The organism is Wolbachia endosymbiont (group A) of Hylaeus communis, assembly GCF_947251915.1.
In the GTDB taxonomy this organism is placed as follows: Bacteria; Pseudomonadota; Alphaproteobacteria; order Rickettsiales; family Anaplasmataceae; genus Wolbachia; species Wolbachia pipientis.
This window is the reverse complement of the sequence record NZ_OX366396.1, coordinates 559,040-577,031: the sequence shown is the minus strand read 5'-3', so window position 1 is coordinate 577,031 and position 17,992 is coordinate 559,040. Positions and strand designations below refer to the sequence as shown.

Below are 17,992 nucleotides of genomic sequence, written 5' to 3'. Positions count from 1 at the left end.
ATATATTCTTATATCAGATAATATTTACAATGGGGTACTCATTATGGGAAGAGCAATAGGCATAGATCTCGGAACAACAAATTCTTGTGTTGCAATAATGCAGGGCAAGGATACAAAGGTAATAGAAAATAAAGAAGGGGCAAGAACTACTCCATCTATAGTTGCATTAACTTCTTCAGGAGAAAGGTTGATTGGTGCTCCAGCAAAAAGGCAAGCAACCACCAATGCAAGTAATACCTTTTTTGCTACTAAGAGATTAATAGGCCGTCAATATAGTGATCCTGAGATGAAAAATCTAAGTGTACCATACAAAGTATTTGCAGCAAAAAGTGGTGATGCATGGGTTAAAACAACTGATAATAAAGAATATTCTCCTAGTCAAATTGGTGCATTTATACTACAAAACATGAAAGAGGCAGCAGAAGCTTATCTTGGAGAGGAAGTAAAAGATGCTGTGATAACAGTGCCAGCATACTTCAACGACTCTCAACGTCAAGCAACAAAAGATGCAGGAAAAATTGCCGGATTAAATGTACTCAGAATAGTAAATGAACCGACTGCTGCAGCACTTGCTTATGGTCTTGATAAGAAACATGGGCACACAATAGTAGTATATGACCTTGGTGGTGGTACATTTGACGTTTCAATACTTGAAATAGGTGATGGAGTTTTCGAAGTGAAAGCAACAAACGGTGATACCCATCTTGGAGGTGAAGACTTTGATAATGGAGTAGTGAGTTATTTACTAGATGAATTCAAGAAAAGTAATGGCATTGATTTGAAAAATGATCCAATGGCTATGCAAAGAATCAAAGAAGCTGCTGAAAAAGCGAAAATTGAATTATCAAGTGCAATGGAAACGGAAATAAATCTACCGTTTATTACAGCTGATGCAAGTGGTCCAAAACACTTAAATATGAAATTAACGAGAGCAAAACTTGAAAGCTTAGTGAATGATTTAATCGAAAGAACTATGGCTCCTTGTAAAAAAGCTCTTGAGGATGCTGGTTTATCTGCTAGTCAAATTGGCGAAGTGGTTCTTGTTGGTGGCATGACTCGTATGCCAAAAGTCATAGAGAAAGTTAAAGAATTCTTTGGCAAAGATCCACATAGAGGAGTTAACCCTGATGAAGTTGTAGCAATTGGAGCTGCAATACAGGCGGGGATCATTCAAGGTGATGTAAGAGATGTGTTACTACTTGATGTGACCCCACTTTCTCTTGGTATTGAAACTCTAGGAGGAGTATTCACTCCACTTATTGAGCGTAATACTACAATTCCTACTAAAAAATCTCAGGTGTTTTCAACTGCAGAAGATAACCAAACAGCTGTTACAATTAAGGTGCATCAGGGTGAAAGAAAACTGGCAGTTGATAATAAGCTACTCGGTCAGTTTAGTTTGGAAGGGATACCTCCTGCTCCGCGCGGAAGGCCACAAATTGAAGTGACATTTGATATAGATGCAAATGGAATAGCACACGTTTCTGCAAAAGATAAAGCTACTGGAAAAGAGCAAAAAATACGCATTCAATCTTCAGGTGGTTTATCTGATGATGAAATAAATCGCATGGTAAAAGAAGCTGAAGAAAAAGCGCAAGAAGATGAAAAGCGCAAAAAGTTTATTGAAGTGAAGAATCAAGCGGATAGCTTAGTCCATTCTACAGAAAAGTCTCTGACAGAGTATGGTGATAAAGTTTCACCAGAAGATAGATCTGCTATTGAAAATGCAGTTAACGAATTAAAAGAAGTTAGTAAATCTGATAACATTGATGACGCTGATTCAATACAGCAGAAAGTCACTAATCTTTCTCAATTATCTATGAAACTTGGAGAAGCTATGTATCAAGCATCTCAACAAAATAGTGCTGAAAATGGCTTTTCATCAGAAGGAAATCCAAATGATAAAGAGGAAAAAGTAGTAGATTCTGATTATCAAGACATAGATAATAAAGAAGAGAATAAGTAATTGCGATTGTCATCCAAGTAGCTGATACTAGGATGACAAGAGGAGCATATTGTTGCTTAAAGAAACCATTATGGATATTATTAAAACAATAGAAGAAAAGATACGCGATTCGATAGATGTAATTGATATCAACATTATCGATGAATCAGCAAAGCATGCTGATCATTATTTTGCTTCATCTTCAACATTACCTTCGCACATTAAATTAATATTAATATCTGACGGCTTTATTGGAATGAGCGTTCTAAAAAGACACAAGTTGATTTATGAGTTATTGAAGGGTGAGATAGAGCTAATACATGCAATTTCTCTTCACTTGTATACGCAAGATGAGTACAATTTAAAAAATAAATAATAAAAATGTGAAGGAAGAGTCTATATTAGTTAAAGCAGGAAGAAAATTTAATGACTATAAAGGTTCCATGAACCCGCCAGTTTATCATTCTTCTACCATATTATTCCCTACTTACAAGGACTACTTAAATGCAGCAAATGGAGAAAGTATATACGATGTAATCAACGATGGTGTTGCAAGGGATTATAGCTACAGTAATGTTGGTACTCCTACTGTTCATTATCTTTCAAATGCACTGGCTGAAATTGAAGGGAGTGGACAAGCGCTTATTTATCCTTCCGGACTATTTGCACTTACTTTTGCTATTCTAACTTTCGCTAAAGCAGGCTCGCACGTTTTAATTCAAGATAATAGTTATTATAGGCTTAGGAGGTTTGCAGAAAATGAGCTACCAAAAAGAGGAACAGAAGTAACTTTTTATGATCCAACACAGGATATAACTGATTTAATTCAGAGTAATACTTCATTGATAATGATCGAGACTCCTGGTTCTGTAACGTTTGAGATTTCGAATATAGAGCATATAGTAAAAGTTGCTAAGGAACATAAAATTGTGACCGTTTGTGACAATTCATGGGCCACTCCTTTGTTATTTAAGCCGCTTGATTATGGAGTTGATGTTGCACTATATGCGGTGACAAAGTATCTAGCCGGTCACTCAGATTTAGTGATGGGAGCTATGGTTGCTGAAGGTGAAACTTTTAAATTGCTTTATGAGAGCCATAAAAATTATGGGGTAACCATTCAATCGCACGACTGCTACCTTGCACATAGGGGACTAAGAACACTGCACACACGTATAAAAAGGCACCAAAATACAGCAATGGAAGTGGCAAAGTGGCTAGAAAAACATTTAAAAATCAAAAAAGTTTTGTACCCAGCACTTCCCTCCCATCCTCAACACGAATTATGGAAAAGTTACTTCAAAGGAGCAAGTAGCGTATTCAGTATAATACTGGATAGAGAATATTCATGTGAAGAACTAAGCTGCATGGTTGATCATATGAAAATTTTTAGTATTGGTGCTTCTTGGGGAGGGTGCGACAGTTTGATATTACCAATAGATCGTAGATCTATGTCAAGATCTGTAATGAATTCAGATTATGGTGGAAGTTTCATGCGGATATTTTGTGGACTAGAAGATTCTGAGGATTTGATCTCTGATTTAAATGCTGCACTAGCAAGACTGCCATGTTTGAATATCAAAGCTGGCAGATGAAACTGAGAGAATTACTGCTTAACATTATTGATGTTAACTTTGATATTGAAATCAAGGGCGTTACATGTAATCCCAAGAGAGTCAAGGAAGGTTATCTTTTTGTTTGTGTGTCAGAAAGGAGTAAAGAATACGCAACATGCGATACTGGAATCCATATCCTTCCTACTGAATCACAGTGTTACGTACACAACTGTGTAGACGTTGTGATACAAGGGGCCAAGAAAGATGTCATCCCAGTGCTTGACTACTTGGATCCAGAAAATTTAATTGCAAATGAGCACACTAGGCAATTGTATAATAGAAACTGGATTCCAGTGTCACGCACTGGAATGACAGATACTTCGAGCTTTGCAGTGCTTGAACACCCAAACCCTCAAGAAATATACAGCGAAATAGTCAGCAGGTTTTATCAATTCAAACAGCCCAAATATGTTGCGGCTGTAACTGGTACAAATGGTAAAACTTCAGTAGTAGAATTTTGTCGCCAGATCTGGCAAAACTCTGGCTACAATGCTGCGTCTATTGGAACACTTGGAACATGCATCAATAATGGCAGAAAAGGTAATAGCAACAGCCTTACCACTCCAGGTGCAGAAGACCTTTACGCAACATTGCGTGGTATAAGTGTAGAACACTTAGTGTTGGAATCATCAAGTCATGGGATTGATCAATACAGAATCCATGGATTAAAGTTGAGTGCTGCAGCTTTTACTAATTTCTCGCAAGATCATTTAGATTACCATAAAAATCTTGGTGAATATTTAGAAACTAAAAAAAGGTTATTTTACGAGGTATTACCAGAAGGAAAAACAGCGATTTTAAATGCGGATATAGATGAATACTGCGCATTGCTTAAAATAGCTGAAAAACGCAGCAATAAAATTATCACCTATGGAAAAACAGGCTCTGATATTACTTTATTAGAGCAAACACCAACCCCTAATGGTCAACATCTTACAGTAAAAGTTGATAACCAAATTTACAATACATTTTTCCCAGTTTTAGGAAAATTTCAAGCATATAATCTGCTATGTGCAATTGGTATATCTGGATTAAATTACAGAGAAATATGTGTGGATAAACTCATTTTCCCGTCAGGAAGAATGGAGAAAGTGAAACCTTTTGCATTCGTGGATTACGCTCATACTCCAAGTGCGCTTAAACAAGCCCTATTGTCTTTAAAATGGCATATCAACAAAAAAATAATTCTAGTTTTTGGATGCGGTGGAAATCGCGATCAGACGAAACGTTCAGAAATGGGCAAAATAGCACAAATGTATGCAGATAAAGTAATAATTACAGATGATAATTCGCGTGATGAAGATCCGGCAAAAATTCGCCATGATATTTTGCTACATTGCCCTGATGCACTGGAGATAGGAGGTAGGAGAGAAGCTATAGAGAAAGGCGTAGATATTGCCTATAACGAGGGTATGATTCTGCTAGTTGCAGGAAAGGGAAATGAGAAATTTCAAATTATAGGCAACCAAACTTTTGAATTTAGCGATGTTGAGGTTATTAAAAATCATGCCTTAACATACTGATTTTCGCAATGGGCTTACCTCCGCTAATGTGCGAATATTGAAGCAAAAGTGATGTCATCCCAGTGCTTGACACTGGGATGGCTTTGTTGCATAGCAACTGAAAAAATCTGGTGGCTACTGACAAAATTCATTATAAAATAGCCATTTAACCTTGAAAGAAAAAATATGCCACAAAAAATGAGGGTCAGTAACCATAGCGAATATAACAAATTTCTAGAAAAAAGAGGAAATATTTTTCATTATATCAACGAAGCCATAGAAAAGTGGTACGAGAATGGTCCAAAAATACCAGGTGGCAACAATATTTATAGCGATAAAGTTGTAATTTTGGTGCACATAGTATAGCATTTCTCATAATAGTCCGAACAGGTCATAGGAAGGCAGAATCAACAGCACGACGAAAGGATTCGAATAGAGGAATGTTTTTCCTGGCTCTGTTTTTTATAGCAAACCAATGATGCTCAATTTTGTTGAAATCTGGAGAATAAGGCGGCAGATACAAAATTTCTGCACCAACCCCTTTAGCAAGCTCGATAATCTTATCAGACTTATGAAAAGTAGCATTGTCAAGAATGACAGTCTGTCCAGGTTCCAAGATCGGTGTCAAAAATTGCTCAAACCATCCATTAAAAACATCCATATTACAGTGGCCTTCAAAGGTTAACGGAACAACTATCTTTCTTCCACTTAAGGCTGCAACCATACTGATTCGTTGAGTTTTCTTTCCAGATTTTAAGGCATAAAACCGCTGTCCTTTCTGGCAATATCCGTAGGGGTAGTCTTCGGTGTTATCAATGCCAGACTCATCTATATACACTAAGTTTTTAGGTTCTTTTGTCGCTATAATTTTCAAAAATTCAGCACGTTTTTCTTCGTTTCTTTCCTTGTATCCATATGTCTTTTTTTGCGCGTAAATTCAATTTTTTTAAGGGCTCGATAGATCGTTTGGATACTAACGTTGTTCCAAAGTTTAGCCATTTCCGATAGAGTCTTTCCTCCGTGTTCTCTGGCAAATTTGGCAAAGGTATCCCAGTCGGTAATTTTGTGATTGTAACCCCCATTTCCAAGTTTTTTTGATTGAAAGTCTCCTGTTTCTTTTCTTCTTTGCTGCCACTCCCATAAAGTAGTTCGTCCAATCTTAAATCTTGCTGCCACTGTTTCTCTGCTTTCTCCTTCGTCTAGCGCTTCCATTGCTTTTTTTCTTAAATCATAACTATATGCTGCTGGCATTCAACCTCCTTATCATCATCTACCCTTATCCTATCACATCCGGACTTTTATGGAAAGAGCTATAAGAGGTTGTCCGGAAACAAGTAAATTCAAGCATATTCCCTCTTTAACATAACCCTACTCATAGCTAGGTATATGAAATTCTCAGTGGATGTTGTGAGTAAATCATACTCCTTCGATAGCCTTCTATTCCTATTAACCCAAGCAAAAGTCCTTTCTACAACCCATCTTCTTGGCTGTACTTTAAACCCTTGTTCTCTTGTTGGTAGTAGCTCAGGTGGCGTATCTTTGTGCACCCAAAATCTACATGTAGGCCTTTTAACAATTTCAATATCTATGTCATATTCTTCCTTTATGTGATTCTTTAAATTTCTTCCTTGGTATCCCATGTCAGCCCACATTTTTTTAACTTTAGTATATTTTGTTCTCATATTGTTTAATGCTATTTTAATACCATCTCTATCATTTTCGTTAGCAGCGCCTACGTAACAACCTAGTATAAAACCCTGAGTGTCTGTAATTATATGCCTTTTTCTACCCTTTACTTTTTTACTTCCATCATAGCCTTTGATCCCCCCTTTTCTGTAGTCTTTACAGATTGACTATCTACTATACAGGCACTCGGCTGCTCATTCCTTCCTATTTTTCTTCTACTATATTTTGTAATTTCATAATTCATTTTCTCAAAAATTCCCTGCTTCTTCCATTGCCTGAACTGCTCATACACAGTCTTCCATAGCGGAAAATCATTTGGTAAATACCGCCATTGACACCCTGTACGCAATACATAGAAAATTGCTTCTAATATTTCTCTTTTGCTATACTTTGGCGGCCTTCCTCCTTTCTTGTATGATACTCTGAAGTGTTTTTCTATTCTTGCCCATTCCCTTTCGCTTAGATCTGTTGGATACTTTTTTCTCATCTTTACCCCGTACTAAAATTTCAGATATTATAGCCTTTTACTTGTTTCCGGACAACCTCTAAGAGGTTGTCCGGAAACTAGTAAATTCAAGCATATTCCCTCTTTAACATAACCCTACTCATAGCTAGGTATATGAAATTCTCAGTGGATGTTGTGAGTAAATCATACTCCTTCGATAGCCTTCTATTCCTATTAACCCAAGCAAAAGTCCTTTCTACAACCCATCTTCTTGGCTGTACTTTAAACCCTTGTTCTCTTGTTGGTAGTAGCTCAGGTGGCGTATCTTTGTGCACCCAAAATCTACATGTAGGCCTTTTAACAATTTCAATATCTATGTCATATTCTTCCTTTATGTGATTCTTTAAATTTCTTCCTTGGTATCCCATGTCAGCCCACATTTTTTTAACTTTAGTATATTTTGTTCTCATATTGTTTAATGCTATTTTAATACCATCTCTATCATTTTCGTTAGCAGCGCCTACGTAACAACCTAGTATAAAACCCTGAGTGTCTGTAATTATATGCCTTTTTCTACCCTTTACTTTTTTACTTCCATCATAGCCTTTGATCCCCCCTTTTCTGTAGTCTTTACAGATTGACTATCTACTATACAGGCACTCGGCTGCTCATTCCTTCCTATTTTTCTTCTACTATATTTTGTAATTTCATAATTCATTTTCTCAAAAATTCCCTGCTTCTTCCATTGCCTGAACTGCTCATACACAGTCTTCCATAGCGGAAAATCATTTGGTAAATACCGCCATTGACACCCTGTACGCAATACATAGAAAATTGCTTCTAATATTTCTCTTTTGCTATACTTTGGCGGCCTTCCTCCTTTCTTGTATGATACTCTGAAGTGTTTTTCTATTCTTGCCCATTCCCTTTCGCTTAGATCTGTTGGATACTTTTTTCTCATCTTTACCCCGTACTAAAATTTCAGATATTATAGCCTTTTACTTGTTTCCGGACAACCTCTAACTTGTTTATTTAGAATAGGCCTGAGGCAAACAGTTGGGTTTATAGCAGGATACCTTGAGCAAATTGGGAAAAATTTGCAAGTTATCAGCTATTCACAATCATCAAGAAGGTTTAAGAAACTCAATATTAAGATCAATGATTGCAGAATTGATAAAAATAATATGGAAGATATCGAAATTGCTATAGACAGTACAGGAATTAGTATATACAACAACACTCCTGGTCATAGCAAAGAAAATAGCGAAGATAGAAAGTATCGCAGCTATGAACAGACAAGAAAATTGCATGTAATGTTGAATACAAACAGCAAAAAAGCCATAGCTGTAAAATACAGTAACGGCTGATCACTATGGAGCTTGTGATTTGCTAAAAGAAGTCGATTTTCAGTATGTCATAAAAGTACTATATGCAGATAGGGCATATGACAGAGAAAAGCTCTATAAGCTGTGTAATCAATATGGTATAAAAACGAAAATTCCTCCGAAAAACAACGCAGCAGAGCATCCAAAGTTAGACTATATGGCTGAAAGAAATTCTGCAGTCAAGCTCATAAAGTCATATGATGAAGATGGTATAAAGAAGTGGAAAAAAGAGATGAGTTATGGAAAAAGATCTTATACAGAAAGTTTTTTCTCGCGACTGAAACAAACATTCGGGTTTAGTTTTAGGAATAAATCTGAGACAAATAGAGAGAAGGAACTACTTGTTAAATGCTATTTGCTCAATAAGTTCACTGATATTGGTATGGCTAAATTTGAGATAGCTTCATAAATTTATTGTGCGTTACCTACTATCCGAAGAGCGATGCAACAAAGCCCACTGGGATCCAGGAAGTTTATTAAGTTAGTAAGCATAAAAGCAGCCATTTTATGTTAAAATACAACGTTTTGATGATTATGAAAAAGCTGGATTCCAGACTGGAATGACACCATTTGTTGTAAACTCACTTCTTCTTGATTTGTAGAACAATAAAACAGTAAGCTAAAAGGGAACTTATTACTCAACAAAACAAGACTTAAAATTTTGTGCAATGCTATTGATTATAGCTAGATATGCATCTTTTCCAGGCTCTATGTCTGATCCAATAGGATCAAGAACTACCATTTTTGCGTCATTAGAAAGGGCGTTAGGCTTTATGCTATCTTCCTGTGAATGAGCAAATATACATTTAACGTTTTCTTCCTTCATTATCTTTTTTAGCTTCATTAAACTCTTCATACCTATGTAAGAATCCTCTTCTATGGAAAGAATAGCGCTTGGATGATTTAGACCGAAATATTTTTCAAAATATTGATAAGCATCGTGAGTGACGATATATTTTTGATTTTTAAAATCATTCAGTTCTTTCATAATTTCTTTTACTTCTTGGTCTATTTTTTTTATAGCTTTTGTTGCATTAGAGTTGTATCGATGGGAATTTTCTTTATCTATGTTAGACAATGTTGCACTTACAGAAAGTATCATGCTCTTTGCATTTTCGGGACTCAGCCAAATGTGTAAATCTTTTTCATCTTTAATGTGAGTAATTTTTCTAGAAAATGAATGTGGCCGAGTAGGAAGTAGGTTGATTGCCTTTGACAATTGCACTAGTTCTTTATTATTTTTGGCGAAAGTTTGAACAAACGTCTCTAAGTTATCGTCAACATAAAATATAACGTCACTTGATTCTAAATTACTCGCATCAGATGGCTTTAATATATAATTATGTGCAGATGTTGCATAGCCAAGCAATTCCGGTTCTAAAATCCATTCTGTAACAGAAGCTACAAGTGAGTGGATAGGTTTGACTGTAGCTACAACTTTTAAATTGGATGAAAAGGCGATATTATAGTATAGTGTAAATGAAAGTAATAGAAAAAAAGTCAGTAAATGTCTCATATAAACGTTGAGAAGAAGTTAAATTTTGTCAATAAATTGAATAATGTCAATAATCGTGTTCTAAAAATAGAAAATCTTGCTCTCGCATATGATGGTAAAAGAATCCTTGACAATATCAATATGTTCATGGAAAGAGGAGACATAATTACAATACTTGGTCCAAATGGTGGAGGTAAAACCTCTTTAGTGAAAGCAATTGCTGGCATAAATAAAAGCTGTACCGGTAATATCGTATTTGCTGACAACATAAAAATTGGCTATATGCCGCAAAATTTTAGTATTAGTAATTTGATGCCAATAACAGTTGAATATTTCCTTTTAAATAGCTCCTTGAAAAGACTAAAGAAAAATCAATCCATTATTACAGAAACGATAGAGTTGGTTGGTATCGGTAACATTTTGAAGAATCAAGTGTTAGAAATTTCTGCAGGGCAAACACAATTATTGCTACTTGCACGTTGTTTAATTGCAGAGCCTGACTTGATCATTCTAGATGAACCAGTTAGTGCAATGGATATTAACGCGCGGGCTAAATTTTATGATATTATAAATAAAATAGCAAAAAAACGATTGGTATCGATTCTTATGACTTCTCATGATCTTAACTCTGCTCTACCATCCTCAGATTACATAATTTGTATAAATAATACTATCTATTGCCAAGGCAAGCCTGATGAGATTATGAAAAATAGAACCCTAAATGAAATATTTAGCAGTTACGCAGCGAAATGATTCAAAATATTTTGCGTCTTCTGCACATAACTACGGTGCTGACGCGTTACAATATATTACCTTATTTACTCCCACCATCAAAAAAATCAATAAATAAAATACAAGGCCACAAGCTAAAGTGTGCTCTTGAAAAATTAGGTCCGGTGTTCATTAAGTTTGGGCAGTCTATCTCATCACGTACTGATGTTTTAAATGAAGATATAACAAATAACTTGTTATTGATATGTGATAGATTGCCATCATTTTCACATAAAATAGCAGTTAAAACTATAGAAAGTGAGTTTAATTGTAAATTGAGCGACATTTTTTCAAGCTTTTCTGAAAAGCCAATTGCAGCAGCATCGATTTCTCAGGTGCATAGAGCGGTTACAACTGAGGGTAAAGAAGTTGCTGTGAAGGTTTTAAGGCCAAATATTGAGAAAACATTCTCAAGGGATATAAAGATGCTTTCTTGGCTTGCGGAAATTGCAGAAAAATTTAGCGAACAATCAAAAAGGCTGAAGCCGATTGAATTAGTCAAAACTTTTGCTGAAATTTGCCGATTAGAGTTAGATCTACGTTTTGAAGCTGCTTACTCTTCGGAACTAAAGGAAAACACAAAAAATGACAGAGGTTTTTACGTACCTGAAGTAGATTGGAATAGAACTTCGAAAAAGGTTTTAACATTAGAATCGATAGAAGCAACGCCAATATACGAAGTTGAAAAACTGAATAATCATAAGCAAATAGCTATCAATCTTATAGAATCGTTTTGTAATCAGGTATACAGGGATTGTTTTTTTCATGCTGATATGCATCCTGGAAATCTAATGGTTGATAGTAATAACAATATTATTGCTCTGGATTGTGGAATCATGGGTAGAATAGATCGTGAGACATGCTATTACGTTATAGAGATACTCAAAGGCTTTTTAAATCGGGATTATGATCACGTTGCAAAAATGCACTTTAAAGCTGGTTACGTTTCATCACAGCATAGAAATTTTGTCACAGCTTGCAGGGCAATAGGTGAACCCATTATTGGGCAGCCTATACAGAAGATTTCATTTGCTAGTTTACTTGCTCAGCTATTAAAAATAACTGGTGATTTTGATATGAAAGTTCAAACACAATTGTTATTGCTGCAGAAAACTATGATTTTACTGGAAGGGACATGTAGAAAGATCTACCCAGAAATCAATATGTGGAAAGTAGTTGAAGCGTGGATAAGCAGTCAACATGAAAGTAAAATAGGGTATAGGGAAAAAATTAGAAGTTCTTATCCTGTAAAAACAATCCAAGGGATATTTAGCCTTATAGAAAAATTAAACCTAATAGCTGATAAAAAATTAGAAAACATCCAAATTAAAAATAAATCAAATGGAAAAGTCTATTTTTTATTGTGGTTTGTAATTATAATTCTAATCGTCAAACTTTTAATTTCTTAAACTATGGGAAAAAACTGCGTCAAATCCAATTTTTATTCAACTTAATTTTTAATCTGCAGGAGCCGAGTTGAGAATGTCCAATTTTCCACTTTCTTTATGTATCTGTTCAGCAGAGTGGCAAAATAAGGTAGACGAGAAAAGACAACTATAGGAACAAATGGGTGTCATGCCAGTGCGTGACACTGGCCTCTTGTTTCAATGTTAAACAAAATACCATAGAATTCAAAAAGACAATTCCTAGAAAATTTCTACATCCAAAAAAGGCATAAGTTATGTTAATGCTGTTTGAATGAGATGATATAAAGATAAGCCAAATTTTTACAAAGAAAACATTTCAAGCAGCAAGACACCTTTGATTGAAAGAGAGCACCAAATTTATGGGGTGAGTAACTGCGCTATTTCAACTATAGTATTTTCTAAAACGAATGATAAACGTCTAAAATGGTATTACCAACTAAAAGGTGTAAGTCTGTACATTGATGCATTAGAGGTCTGAGGCAACTTTTGATGGTGTGCCAACAATGCTCTATCGGATTTAGATCAGGTGAATATGTTGGAAGATAAAGCAAATGACAGCCAAAAGACTCTATTAATGACTTTGTTTTGGGAGTTTTATGGAATGTAGCATTATCCATAACTATGGTTGTATCACGCTGTAATTGTGGAAGTAATCTTCGCTCTAACCATACATTAAATATATCTTTATTACACCCTCCTGTGAAGGTCATTGGTGCAATAAACTTCTCATCCACCTATTATACTCACTCTTTCCCGCTTTTTTCCTGGAACATCAGCATATATTTTTTCTCCTCTTGGAGCTCGTGCATATTCTCGGTATAGTCACTCCTGCTTCATCTATATATAAAATGCTACAGTGGTCTATTTTTGAGACTTTATCGATAAATTGCTGCCTATCTTCTTGATTGCGCTCTTGATAGAATGTGACTTTTTTTTAAGGTTATTTTTAGCTGTCTTAACCTATACCAAATTGCACTTATCCCAAAGCCAAGGTTTTGTTTCATTTCTGCTAGTGTGTGATCTGGGTGTTTTTTGACATATTCTTTGAGTATTTCTGGATCTATTTTTCGAATAAAACCAGTACTTTTTACCGCTTTGAGACCTTGGCCAGTAGCTTTCTTTTTTAGCCATCTATATAGTGTTGCTATCCCTATCTCAAAAACCTCTGCAACTTCAACCTTTGACTTGCCTTTTTCTACCAAAGACACTGCTTTTTCCCTTAAATCTACACTATATACCATCGCTTTCCCTACTTTAAAAAAACATATTATACCTTTATCATTCGCTTTTGAAAATACTATAGTTAGCGGAATGACGGTTTTTCAAATTGTCGGTAAATCTAAGTCAGTTTAGCTATAATTTCCTAAATTTGCTCACAATCTCTTGACTTGACACATATGTTTTTTTCCCAAATGTTACTATCTTCCTCCTTTTCCTTTCTCAATTTGTGCAACCATTTCCTTTACATTTGCATGCGTGAGAAGGGAATTTTTGCTGACATGAGATTTTGGATCAGATTTTGCTGTTACGTGTTTCGTTGCAGATCTTTTATTCTCTGTTAGAAATGAATGAGATTGTTTTTTCTTCACACCGATATCCGCTTGTGCTGCTGGAGTGGTTTTGCTTTCAGCAAGCTGTACATTAGCATTTCCTTTTGCTTGATTTTGCTCAAATTTTTCTTTTAATGCCTTTACTTTACTGCCCATCTCGCGATTAGCTCCTCCTTTCATAGTAGCTGCTGCTACTTTTGGTATCGCCTTACCAGCAGCTTTTTGTGCTGATTTCCTATTGTCTTGATTTTCAGATTTTAGTGGTACTCTTTCAGCTGATTTTTTAAGAATTACTCCTACTACTTTTGGCTCTGTGCTTACTTTTTGATTAGCACGGCTTAGATTTTTAGGCTTTGGCGGTACTGCAGGTTTATCTTTGATTACCACTTTCGATTCTTGTCTAACTTCTTGACCAGTAGTAAACATTTTTTTTGGCACTTGCGGTGGTTTTGGTGGTACGAGGGATTGAGGTTGTTGTTTCTGCTTACGTTCTCTTTTTGCTTCTATATGTTCTTTAGGAACTGTTGCATAAATTGGCTCTTCTTTGGGCGATTTTGAACTCTGCGAATTTTCTATTAAAATTTTACTCTTCTTCTCTTGATAATTTGATATCTCTTTGTATACAGACTCTTCATTTAATGAACTTCCATAGCCTGAATCTTCTCTCTGCTCATATAAAGGATTTTCCTTTTGCTTTTTCTCTTGATAATTTGATATGTCTTCATATTCAGACCCCTGATCTAATGAACTTTCATAGCCTGAATCCTCAGAAGGATTTTCCTTAGCATCAGGCATACTAAAACTATTAGCTCCTTTTAGTAAAGAAGATGTAGACTTTGCCTTGCTTTCTCCATCTGAGGATATTTCTGATTTAAAGCGTACCTTCCTCGAATCTGGAGCAGCCGGAGGTGCTGTTGTTGGTCGCTTTATTTGCCTCATGCGATTACCACCTAATTTTTCTTTCGGCTGTTCTTCTTTTCGCAGCTCAAAAGTACCTTCCTTTTGCTTTCTACCTTCCAAACTCACTTCGTGTGATCTATCTTTTCCTTGACTCTTTTCACTTTGTTCTAAATTTAAAGAATCTTTTAAAATATTATTTTTTCTGAAATCTTTTTCTAATTGTTCCAAGAGATCAATTTTTTTTAAAATTCTTGTATACTTAGCTGCTGTTTCTAAAGTGAAACTTGACAACTCATCATTTACAAAATTACTTATACTACTGTTCTTGGTTGGAAAATTTTTTCCCAAAATTCTATTCATTAATGTTTTAAAAAGACCTAATGGCTGTTCTACATAATTGTTCAAGTCAGTATATATAACAAACTCAGCTATACCTTTTGCCTCACCTGTAAAACCTTCTAATGCATGAGATAAATCCCTTAACGTTTTGTTATATTGTTTCTCTGCATTTCCTAGCTTTACAGCTTTGATCAGAGAATCGAGATTTTTTTTATAGTTCTCACTTTTAAATGGATTATTCATACTAATTACAGCTCATTATTTATTAAAATATAGATCTAAAATATTAAGATCTAGTAAATATTACTTTTGTAATTCATGTAGAACTATAGCTATAATAAGTAAGATTTCCCTACGTCATACCGCCGCGGTATCTCCAGATCCCCCTAACAACTTACTATTACCCACAAATATAAAGTTCGTGAGCAAGTCGCCATCCTTCTGCTAAATCAAAGAGACGTTTATATCCTTTCCAAAGAACATAAGGTCCTGGTTCTGGGTCATTTTTTCCTGCTAAATGGCCTCCAAGTTCATGAAACAGCTTCTTTTATGTTGGGAACTACACTTGGACATGGTTTTCTGTGTATTTTAACGTATAAAACTTTCCATTCTTCTTCAGCTAATAAGGTAGTACATGGTAATGTTGGGTTAGCTCTTGCAATTGATGTAATAAAGAAGATCCTCCAAGCAATAATACTCACAACTGTTAGATATCTCATTAGTCTTTCTGCTATTCCAAGCCTACATTCTTCAACTTTGAGACCGAATTTAAAATTTTATGTAATATCTCTATTTTCCATCTAAGGCAATTGTAAGTTAAAAACGTGATATAAAAGAGATAAGAGAGAAAGATAACCCTGCTCACTAGGAATAGCGGGCGTGCGCGACCGAAAGGAAATTGGTATTACAACCGTTGGTATCAAGGTACGCTAGCCCTATCTCTCGATACGTTTGAATAGTTGCTTGGGACATATATATGCACCCGTTTACAATCTTAAATTAACTAAAACTATCGAGGTTTATTATGGTTACATCTTATCAAAATTTTATTGGCATTGACATCGGAAAATTTAAAAATGTCGTTGCAATTCACAAACAGAAGAATGCTGTCGAATTTGATAATAATGCTTCTGGTTGGCAACAATTATTTCAAGAGTTTTCAGATATTCTACCTAATGCTTTAGTGACTTTAGAAAATACAGGGAAATATGAGCTTGGCTTATCACATTTTCTTACCGACAAAAATATTGCCGTGCATCGAGCTAATACTCGTAAAGTAAAAAGCTTTATTTTATCTCACGGAACTTTAGCAAAGTCTGATAGATCAGATGCAAGAGCTCTTGCTCAATATGGATTTGAACGCCATAGAACTATCTCTCTATTTGTACCTACCTCTACAGAACAATCAACTTTGGCTGCACTTTGTCAACGTCGTGATGATATTACGCAAATGAGAACTCAAGAAAAATGCAGACTTGAAGCACCGGAAAATGATCATATAAAAGAAAGCTGTCAAAAGACCATTGAGTTTTTCGATAGTCAAATAAACGAACTCAATGATACTATACAAAAGATTATTGATGAAAGCAGCGAATTACAACAACGCCAAAAAATTCTTAAAACAGTTCCTGGAATAGGTAAAAAGTTATCACAAGATTTTTTGTGTTTAATGCCAGAGCTTGGTTACTTAAATAGAAAAGAAGTAGCAAGTCTTGCCGGAGTTGCACCGCATCCAAAAGAAAGTGGTAAAGCTGTTGGTTACCGAAGGATTACAGGTGGTAGAAGTAACGTTCGTTCAAAGCTCTTTACAGCCGCTATGGCTGCTACAAGGTCAAAATCTATACTTGGCGCCTTTTATTCTAAGCTTGTTGAAAGTGGTAAGAAGAAGATGGTGGCTATAACAGCCCTAATGCGTAAAATTATAGTAATTGCTAATACAAGACTTAAAGAAGCAATTAATTTGCATACTTAAAAATCTTCACAACGGTAACTGAAATTGGCTAATGAATATGTGCGTCCACACAGACTTAAAGCACATATTCATTAGCTTAAGCAGAAATTGCTGTGGTAGCTGTTTGATATAAAATTCTATTTCTATGACAAACGGGTTTTTATTGCCCATATAATTTGCAAAATTACACAAATAAAAAAATTTTTAAAAAACATAGTTGATACCATTAATTATTAAAAATGCAATTGATGTGAAGGATACTAAAAGAACTCCTAAGAGATTTGAATAAGAAGAATATTTTACATAAGCAGTTACATTATTGTTAATTGACTGCTGCTTATTATAGAGTTTATTTCTGCACTTATCATCTAAGTATTTTTGCAATTCTTCATAACTGCGACTCCACAACTTACCGCGTAATTCTTTTATTAAATTATTTCTTTTATTGAGACCTTTCTCCAATGGCTCTATTATAAATTCTTCAAAAAATGGCTTATTTAATGCAATAACCTTAAATTTCTCCTCCGCTTCTTTATTGTTTGGGTTTTTATCTGAGTGATATTTTAACGATAATTTACGGTATTGTTGACTAAGCTTTTTCTTAATATTCTTAATGTCAGAATTTACCACATCCTCCTTTTGAATATTAAATGTTAAAAACAACTGCTTTAAAGCGTGGTACTCATTTTCATTCAAAACATTTCTAGCCACATTACACCTACAAATTAACTAACTATTAATGTTCTATAATATACATATTTCCAAACTATGTCAATTATTTCATAAATATCTTTGGTAAAAATTATTTCTGTTATGACTAGCATGATAAGTGTATGAAGCGACTAAAATTGTCATTACAGCGCTTAGTGTACGACAGTGCTCCAACATTTAGGGTTGCAGTTTTCATGGCAGATCTGAGTAGCTGACCCATCTAAGAGGTGTCATTCAAGTAGCTGACACTGGAATGGCTTTGTTGCATC

11 protein-coding genes and 7 pseudogenes are annotated in these 17,992 nt (G+C 35.1%); 9 read left to right on the top strand and 9 right to left on the bottom strand.

Features of this window, described 5'->3' with window-relative positions; genetic code table 11:
- The first annotated feature begins 43 nt into the window (after nucleotides 1–43).
- From dnaK to OPR52_RS02880, 5 genes and pseudogenes are all read left to right on the top strand, one after another.
- Nucleotides 44–1,966, top strand: a complete 1,923-nt coding sequence (gene dnaK / locus OPR52_RS02900) for a molecular chaperone DnaK (RefSeq protein WP_012673300.1) — start codon at nucleotides 44–46, stop codon at nucleotides 1,964–1,966.
- Between the two features lie 70 nt (nucleotides 1,967–2,036).
- The gene (locus OPR52_RS02895; RefSeq protein WP_077188332.1) at nucleotides 2,037–2,321 is read left to right on the top strand and encodes a BolA family protein; all 285 of its coding nucleotides are present in this window, start codon (nucleotides 2,037–2,039) and stop codon (nucleotides 2,319–2,321) included.
- A gap of 7 nt (nucleotides 2,322–2,328) precedes the next feature.
- A pseudogene (metC, locus tag OPR52_RS02890) lies at nucleotides 2,329–3,562 on the top strand (cystathionine beta-lyase).
- Nucleotides 3,537–5,084, top strand: coding sequence for a UDP-N-acetylmuramoyl-L-alanyl-D-glutamate--2,6-diaminopimelate ligase (gene murE, locus OPR52_RS02885; RefSeq protein WP_265038395.1), 1,548 nt, complete (start codon nucleotides 3,537–3,539; stop codon nucleotides 5,082–5,084). Before metC ends, murE begins: the two are co-directional and overlap by 26 nt.
- Before the next feature lie 165 nt (nucleotides 5,085–5,249).
- Nucleotides 5,250–5,426 (top strand): annotated as a pseudogene (locus tag OPR52_RS02880) (IS5 family transposase); the annotation flags it as partial.
- Nucleotides 5,427–5,454: 28 nt separating this feature from the next.
- Here OPR52_RS02880 and OPR52_RS02875 read toward each other — a convergent pair.
- From OPR52_RS02875 to OPR52_RS02865, 3 genes and pseudogenes are all read right to left on the bottom strand, one after another.
- Nucleotides 5,455–6,314, bottom strand: a protein-coding gene (locus tag OPR52_RS02875) for an IS630 family transposase (RefSeq protein WP_265037751.1) whose coding sequence is annotated in 2 segments (ribosomal slippage) — nucleotides 5,455–5,990 and nucleotides 5,990–6,314 — 861 coding nt in all. Because the reading frame shifts where the segments join, the coding sequence is not laid out codon by codon here.
- Between the two features lie 89 nt (nucleotides 6,315–6,403).
- Nucleotides 6,404–7,236: pseudogene (locus OPR52_RS02870) on the bottom strand (IS5 family transposase).
- An 86-nt stretch (nucleotides 7,237–7,322) separates the two neighbouring features.
- A pseudogene (locus OPR52_RS02865) lies at nucleotides 7,323–8,155 on the bottom strand (IS5 family transposase).
- A gap of 58 nt (nucleotides 8,156–8,213) precedes the next feature.
- On the opposite strand from OPR52_RS02865, the pseudogene OPR52_RS07850 reads away from it, so the two are divergent.
- Nucleotides 8,214–8,988: pseudogene (locus OPR52_RS07850) on the top strand (IS5 family transposase); the annotation flags it as partial.
- Between the two features lie 225 nt (nucleotides 8,989–9,213).
- Here OPR52_RS07850 and OPR52_RS02850 read toward each other — a convergent pair.
- The gene (locus OPR52_RS02850; RefSeq protein ID WP_265038393.1) at nucleotides 9,214–10,095 is read right to left on the bottom strand and encodes a zinc ABC transporter substrate-binding protein; all 882 of its coding nucleotides are present in this window, start codon (nucleotides 10,093–10,095) and stop codon (nucleotides 9,214–9,216) included.
- On the opposite strand from OPR52_RS02850, the gene OPR52_RS02845 reads away from it, so the two are divergent.
- Entirely contained in the window at nucleotides 10,087–10,827 is a 741-nt protein-coding gene (locus OPR52_RS02845; RefSeq protein ID WP_012673304.1) for a metal ABC transporter ATP-binding protein, read from the top strand. The genes OPR52_RS02850 and OPR52_RS02845 overlap by 9 nt on opposite strands.
- Complete coding sequence (gene ubiB / locus OPR52_RS02840; protein WP_265038392.1) at nucleotides 10,824–12,254, top strand: 2-polyprenylphenol 6-hydroxylase; 1,431 nt, start codon at nucleotides 10,824–10,826, stop codon at nucleotides 12,252–12,254. The genes OPR52_RS02845 and ubiB overlap by 4 nt, the downstream gene beginning before the upstream one ends.
- Nucleotides 12,255–12,670: 416 nt before the next feature.
- On the opposite strand, the gene OPR52_RS07625 is transcribed toward ubiB, so the two are convergent.
- The 4 genes and pseudogenes from OPR52_RS07625 to OPR52_RS02825 all read right to left on the bottom strand — a co-directional run.
- Nucleotides 12,671–12,982, bottom strand: a complete 312-nt coding sequence (locus OPR52_RS07625) for a transposase (protein WP_022626381.1) — start codon at nucleotides 12,980–12,982, stop codon at nucleotides 12,671–12,673.
- Between the two features lie 183 nt (nucleotides 12,983–13,165).
- Nucleotides 13,166–13,513, bottom strand: a complete 348-nt coding sequence (locus tag OPR52_RS02835; RefSeq protein WP_264338055.1) for a transposase — start codon at nucleotides 13,511–13,513, stop codon at nucleotides 13,166–13,168.
- Nucleotides 13,514–13,690: 177 nt separating this feature from the next.
- Nucleotides 13,691–15,304, bottom strand: a complete 1,614-nt coding sequence (locus OPR52_RS02830; protein WP_010962938.1) for a hypothetical protein — start codon at nucleotides 15,302–15,304, stop codon at nucleotides 13,691–13,693.
- A 157-nt stretch (nucleotides 15,305–15,461) separates the two neighbouring features.
- A pseudogene (locus OPR52_RS02825) lies at nucleotides 15,462–15,869 on the bottom strand (IS4 family transposase); the annotation flags it as partial.
- A gap of 216 nt (nucleotides 15,870–16,085) precedes the next feature.
- On the opposite strand from OPR52_RS02825, the gene OPR52_RS02820 reads away from it, so the two are divergent.
- Complete coding sequence (locus tag OPR52_RS02820; protein ID WP_265038391.1) at nucleotides 16,086–17,033, top strand: IS110 family RNA-guided transposase; 948 nt, start codon at nucleotides 16,086–16,088, stop codon at nucleotides 17,031–17,033.
- 480 nt (nucleotides 17,034–17,513) lie between these two features.
- Here the strand turns inward: OPR52_RS02820 and OPR52_RS07620 are convergent.
- Nucleotides 17,514–17,642 (bottom strand): annotated as a pseudogene (locus OPR52_RS07620) (DnaJ domain-containing protein); the annotation flags it as partial.
- Nucleotides 17,643–17,992: the final 350 nt, after the last annotated feature.

Bases quoted from the DNA above. Each gene is read 5' to 3' on its own strand.
- dnaK (WP_012673300.1), top strand. From the start codon at position 44: ATGGGAAGAGCAATAGGCATAGATCTCGGAACAACAAATTCTTGTGTT.
- OPR52_RS02895 (WP_077188332.1), top strand. From the start codon at position 2,037: ATGGATATTATTAAAACAATAGAAGAAAAGATACGCGATTCGATAGAT.
- murE (WP_265038395.1), top strand. From the start codon at position 3,537: ATGAAACTGAGAGAATTACTGCTTAACATTATTGATGTTAACTTTGAT.
- OPR52_RS02845 (WP_012673304.1), top strand. From the start codon at position 10,087: ATGTCTCATATAAACGTTGAGAAGAAGTTAAATTTTGTCAATAAATTG.
- OPR52_RS02850 (WP_265038393.1), bottom strand. From the start codon at position 10,095: ATGAGACATTTACTGACTTTTTTTCTATTACTTTCATTTACACTATAC.
- ubiB (WP_265038392.1), top strand. From the start codon at position 10,824: ATGATTCAAAATATTTTGCGTCTTCTGCACATAACTACGGTGCTGACG.
- OPR52_RS07625 (WP_022626381.1), bottom strand. From the start codon at position 12,982: ATGACCTTCACAGGAGGGTGTAATAAAGATATATTTAATGTATGGTTA.
- OPR52_RS02835 (WP_264338055.1), bottom strand. From the start codon at position 13,513: ATGGTATATAGTGTAGATTTAAGGGAAAAAGCAGTGTCTTTGGTAGAA.
- OPR52_RS02830 (WP_010962938.1), bottom strand. From the start codon at position 15,304: ATGAATAATCCATTTAAAAGTGAGAACTATAAAAAAAATCTCGATTCT.
- OPR52_RS02820 (WP_265038391.1), top strand. From the start codon at position 16,086: ATGGTTACATCTTATCAAAATTTTATTGGCATTGACATCGGAAAATTT.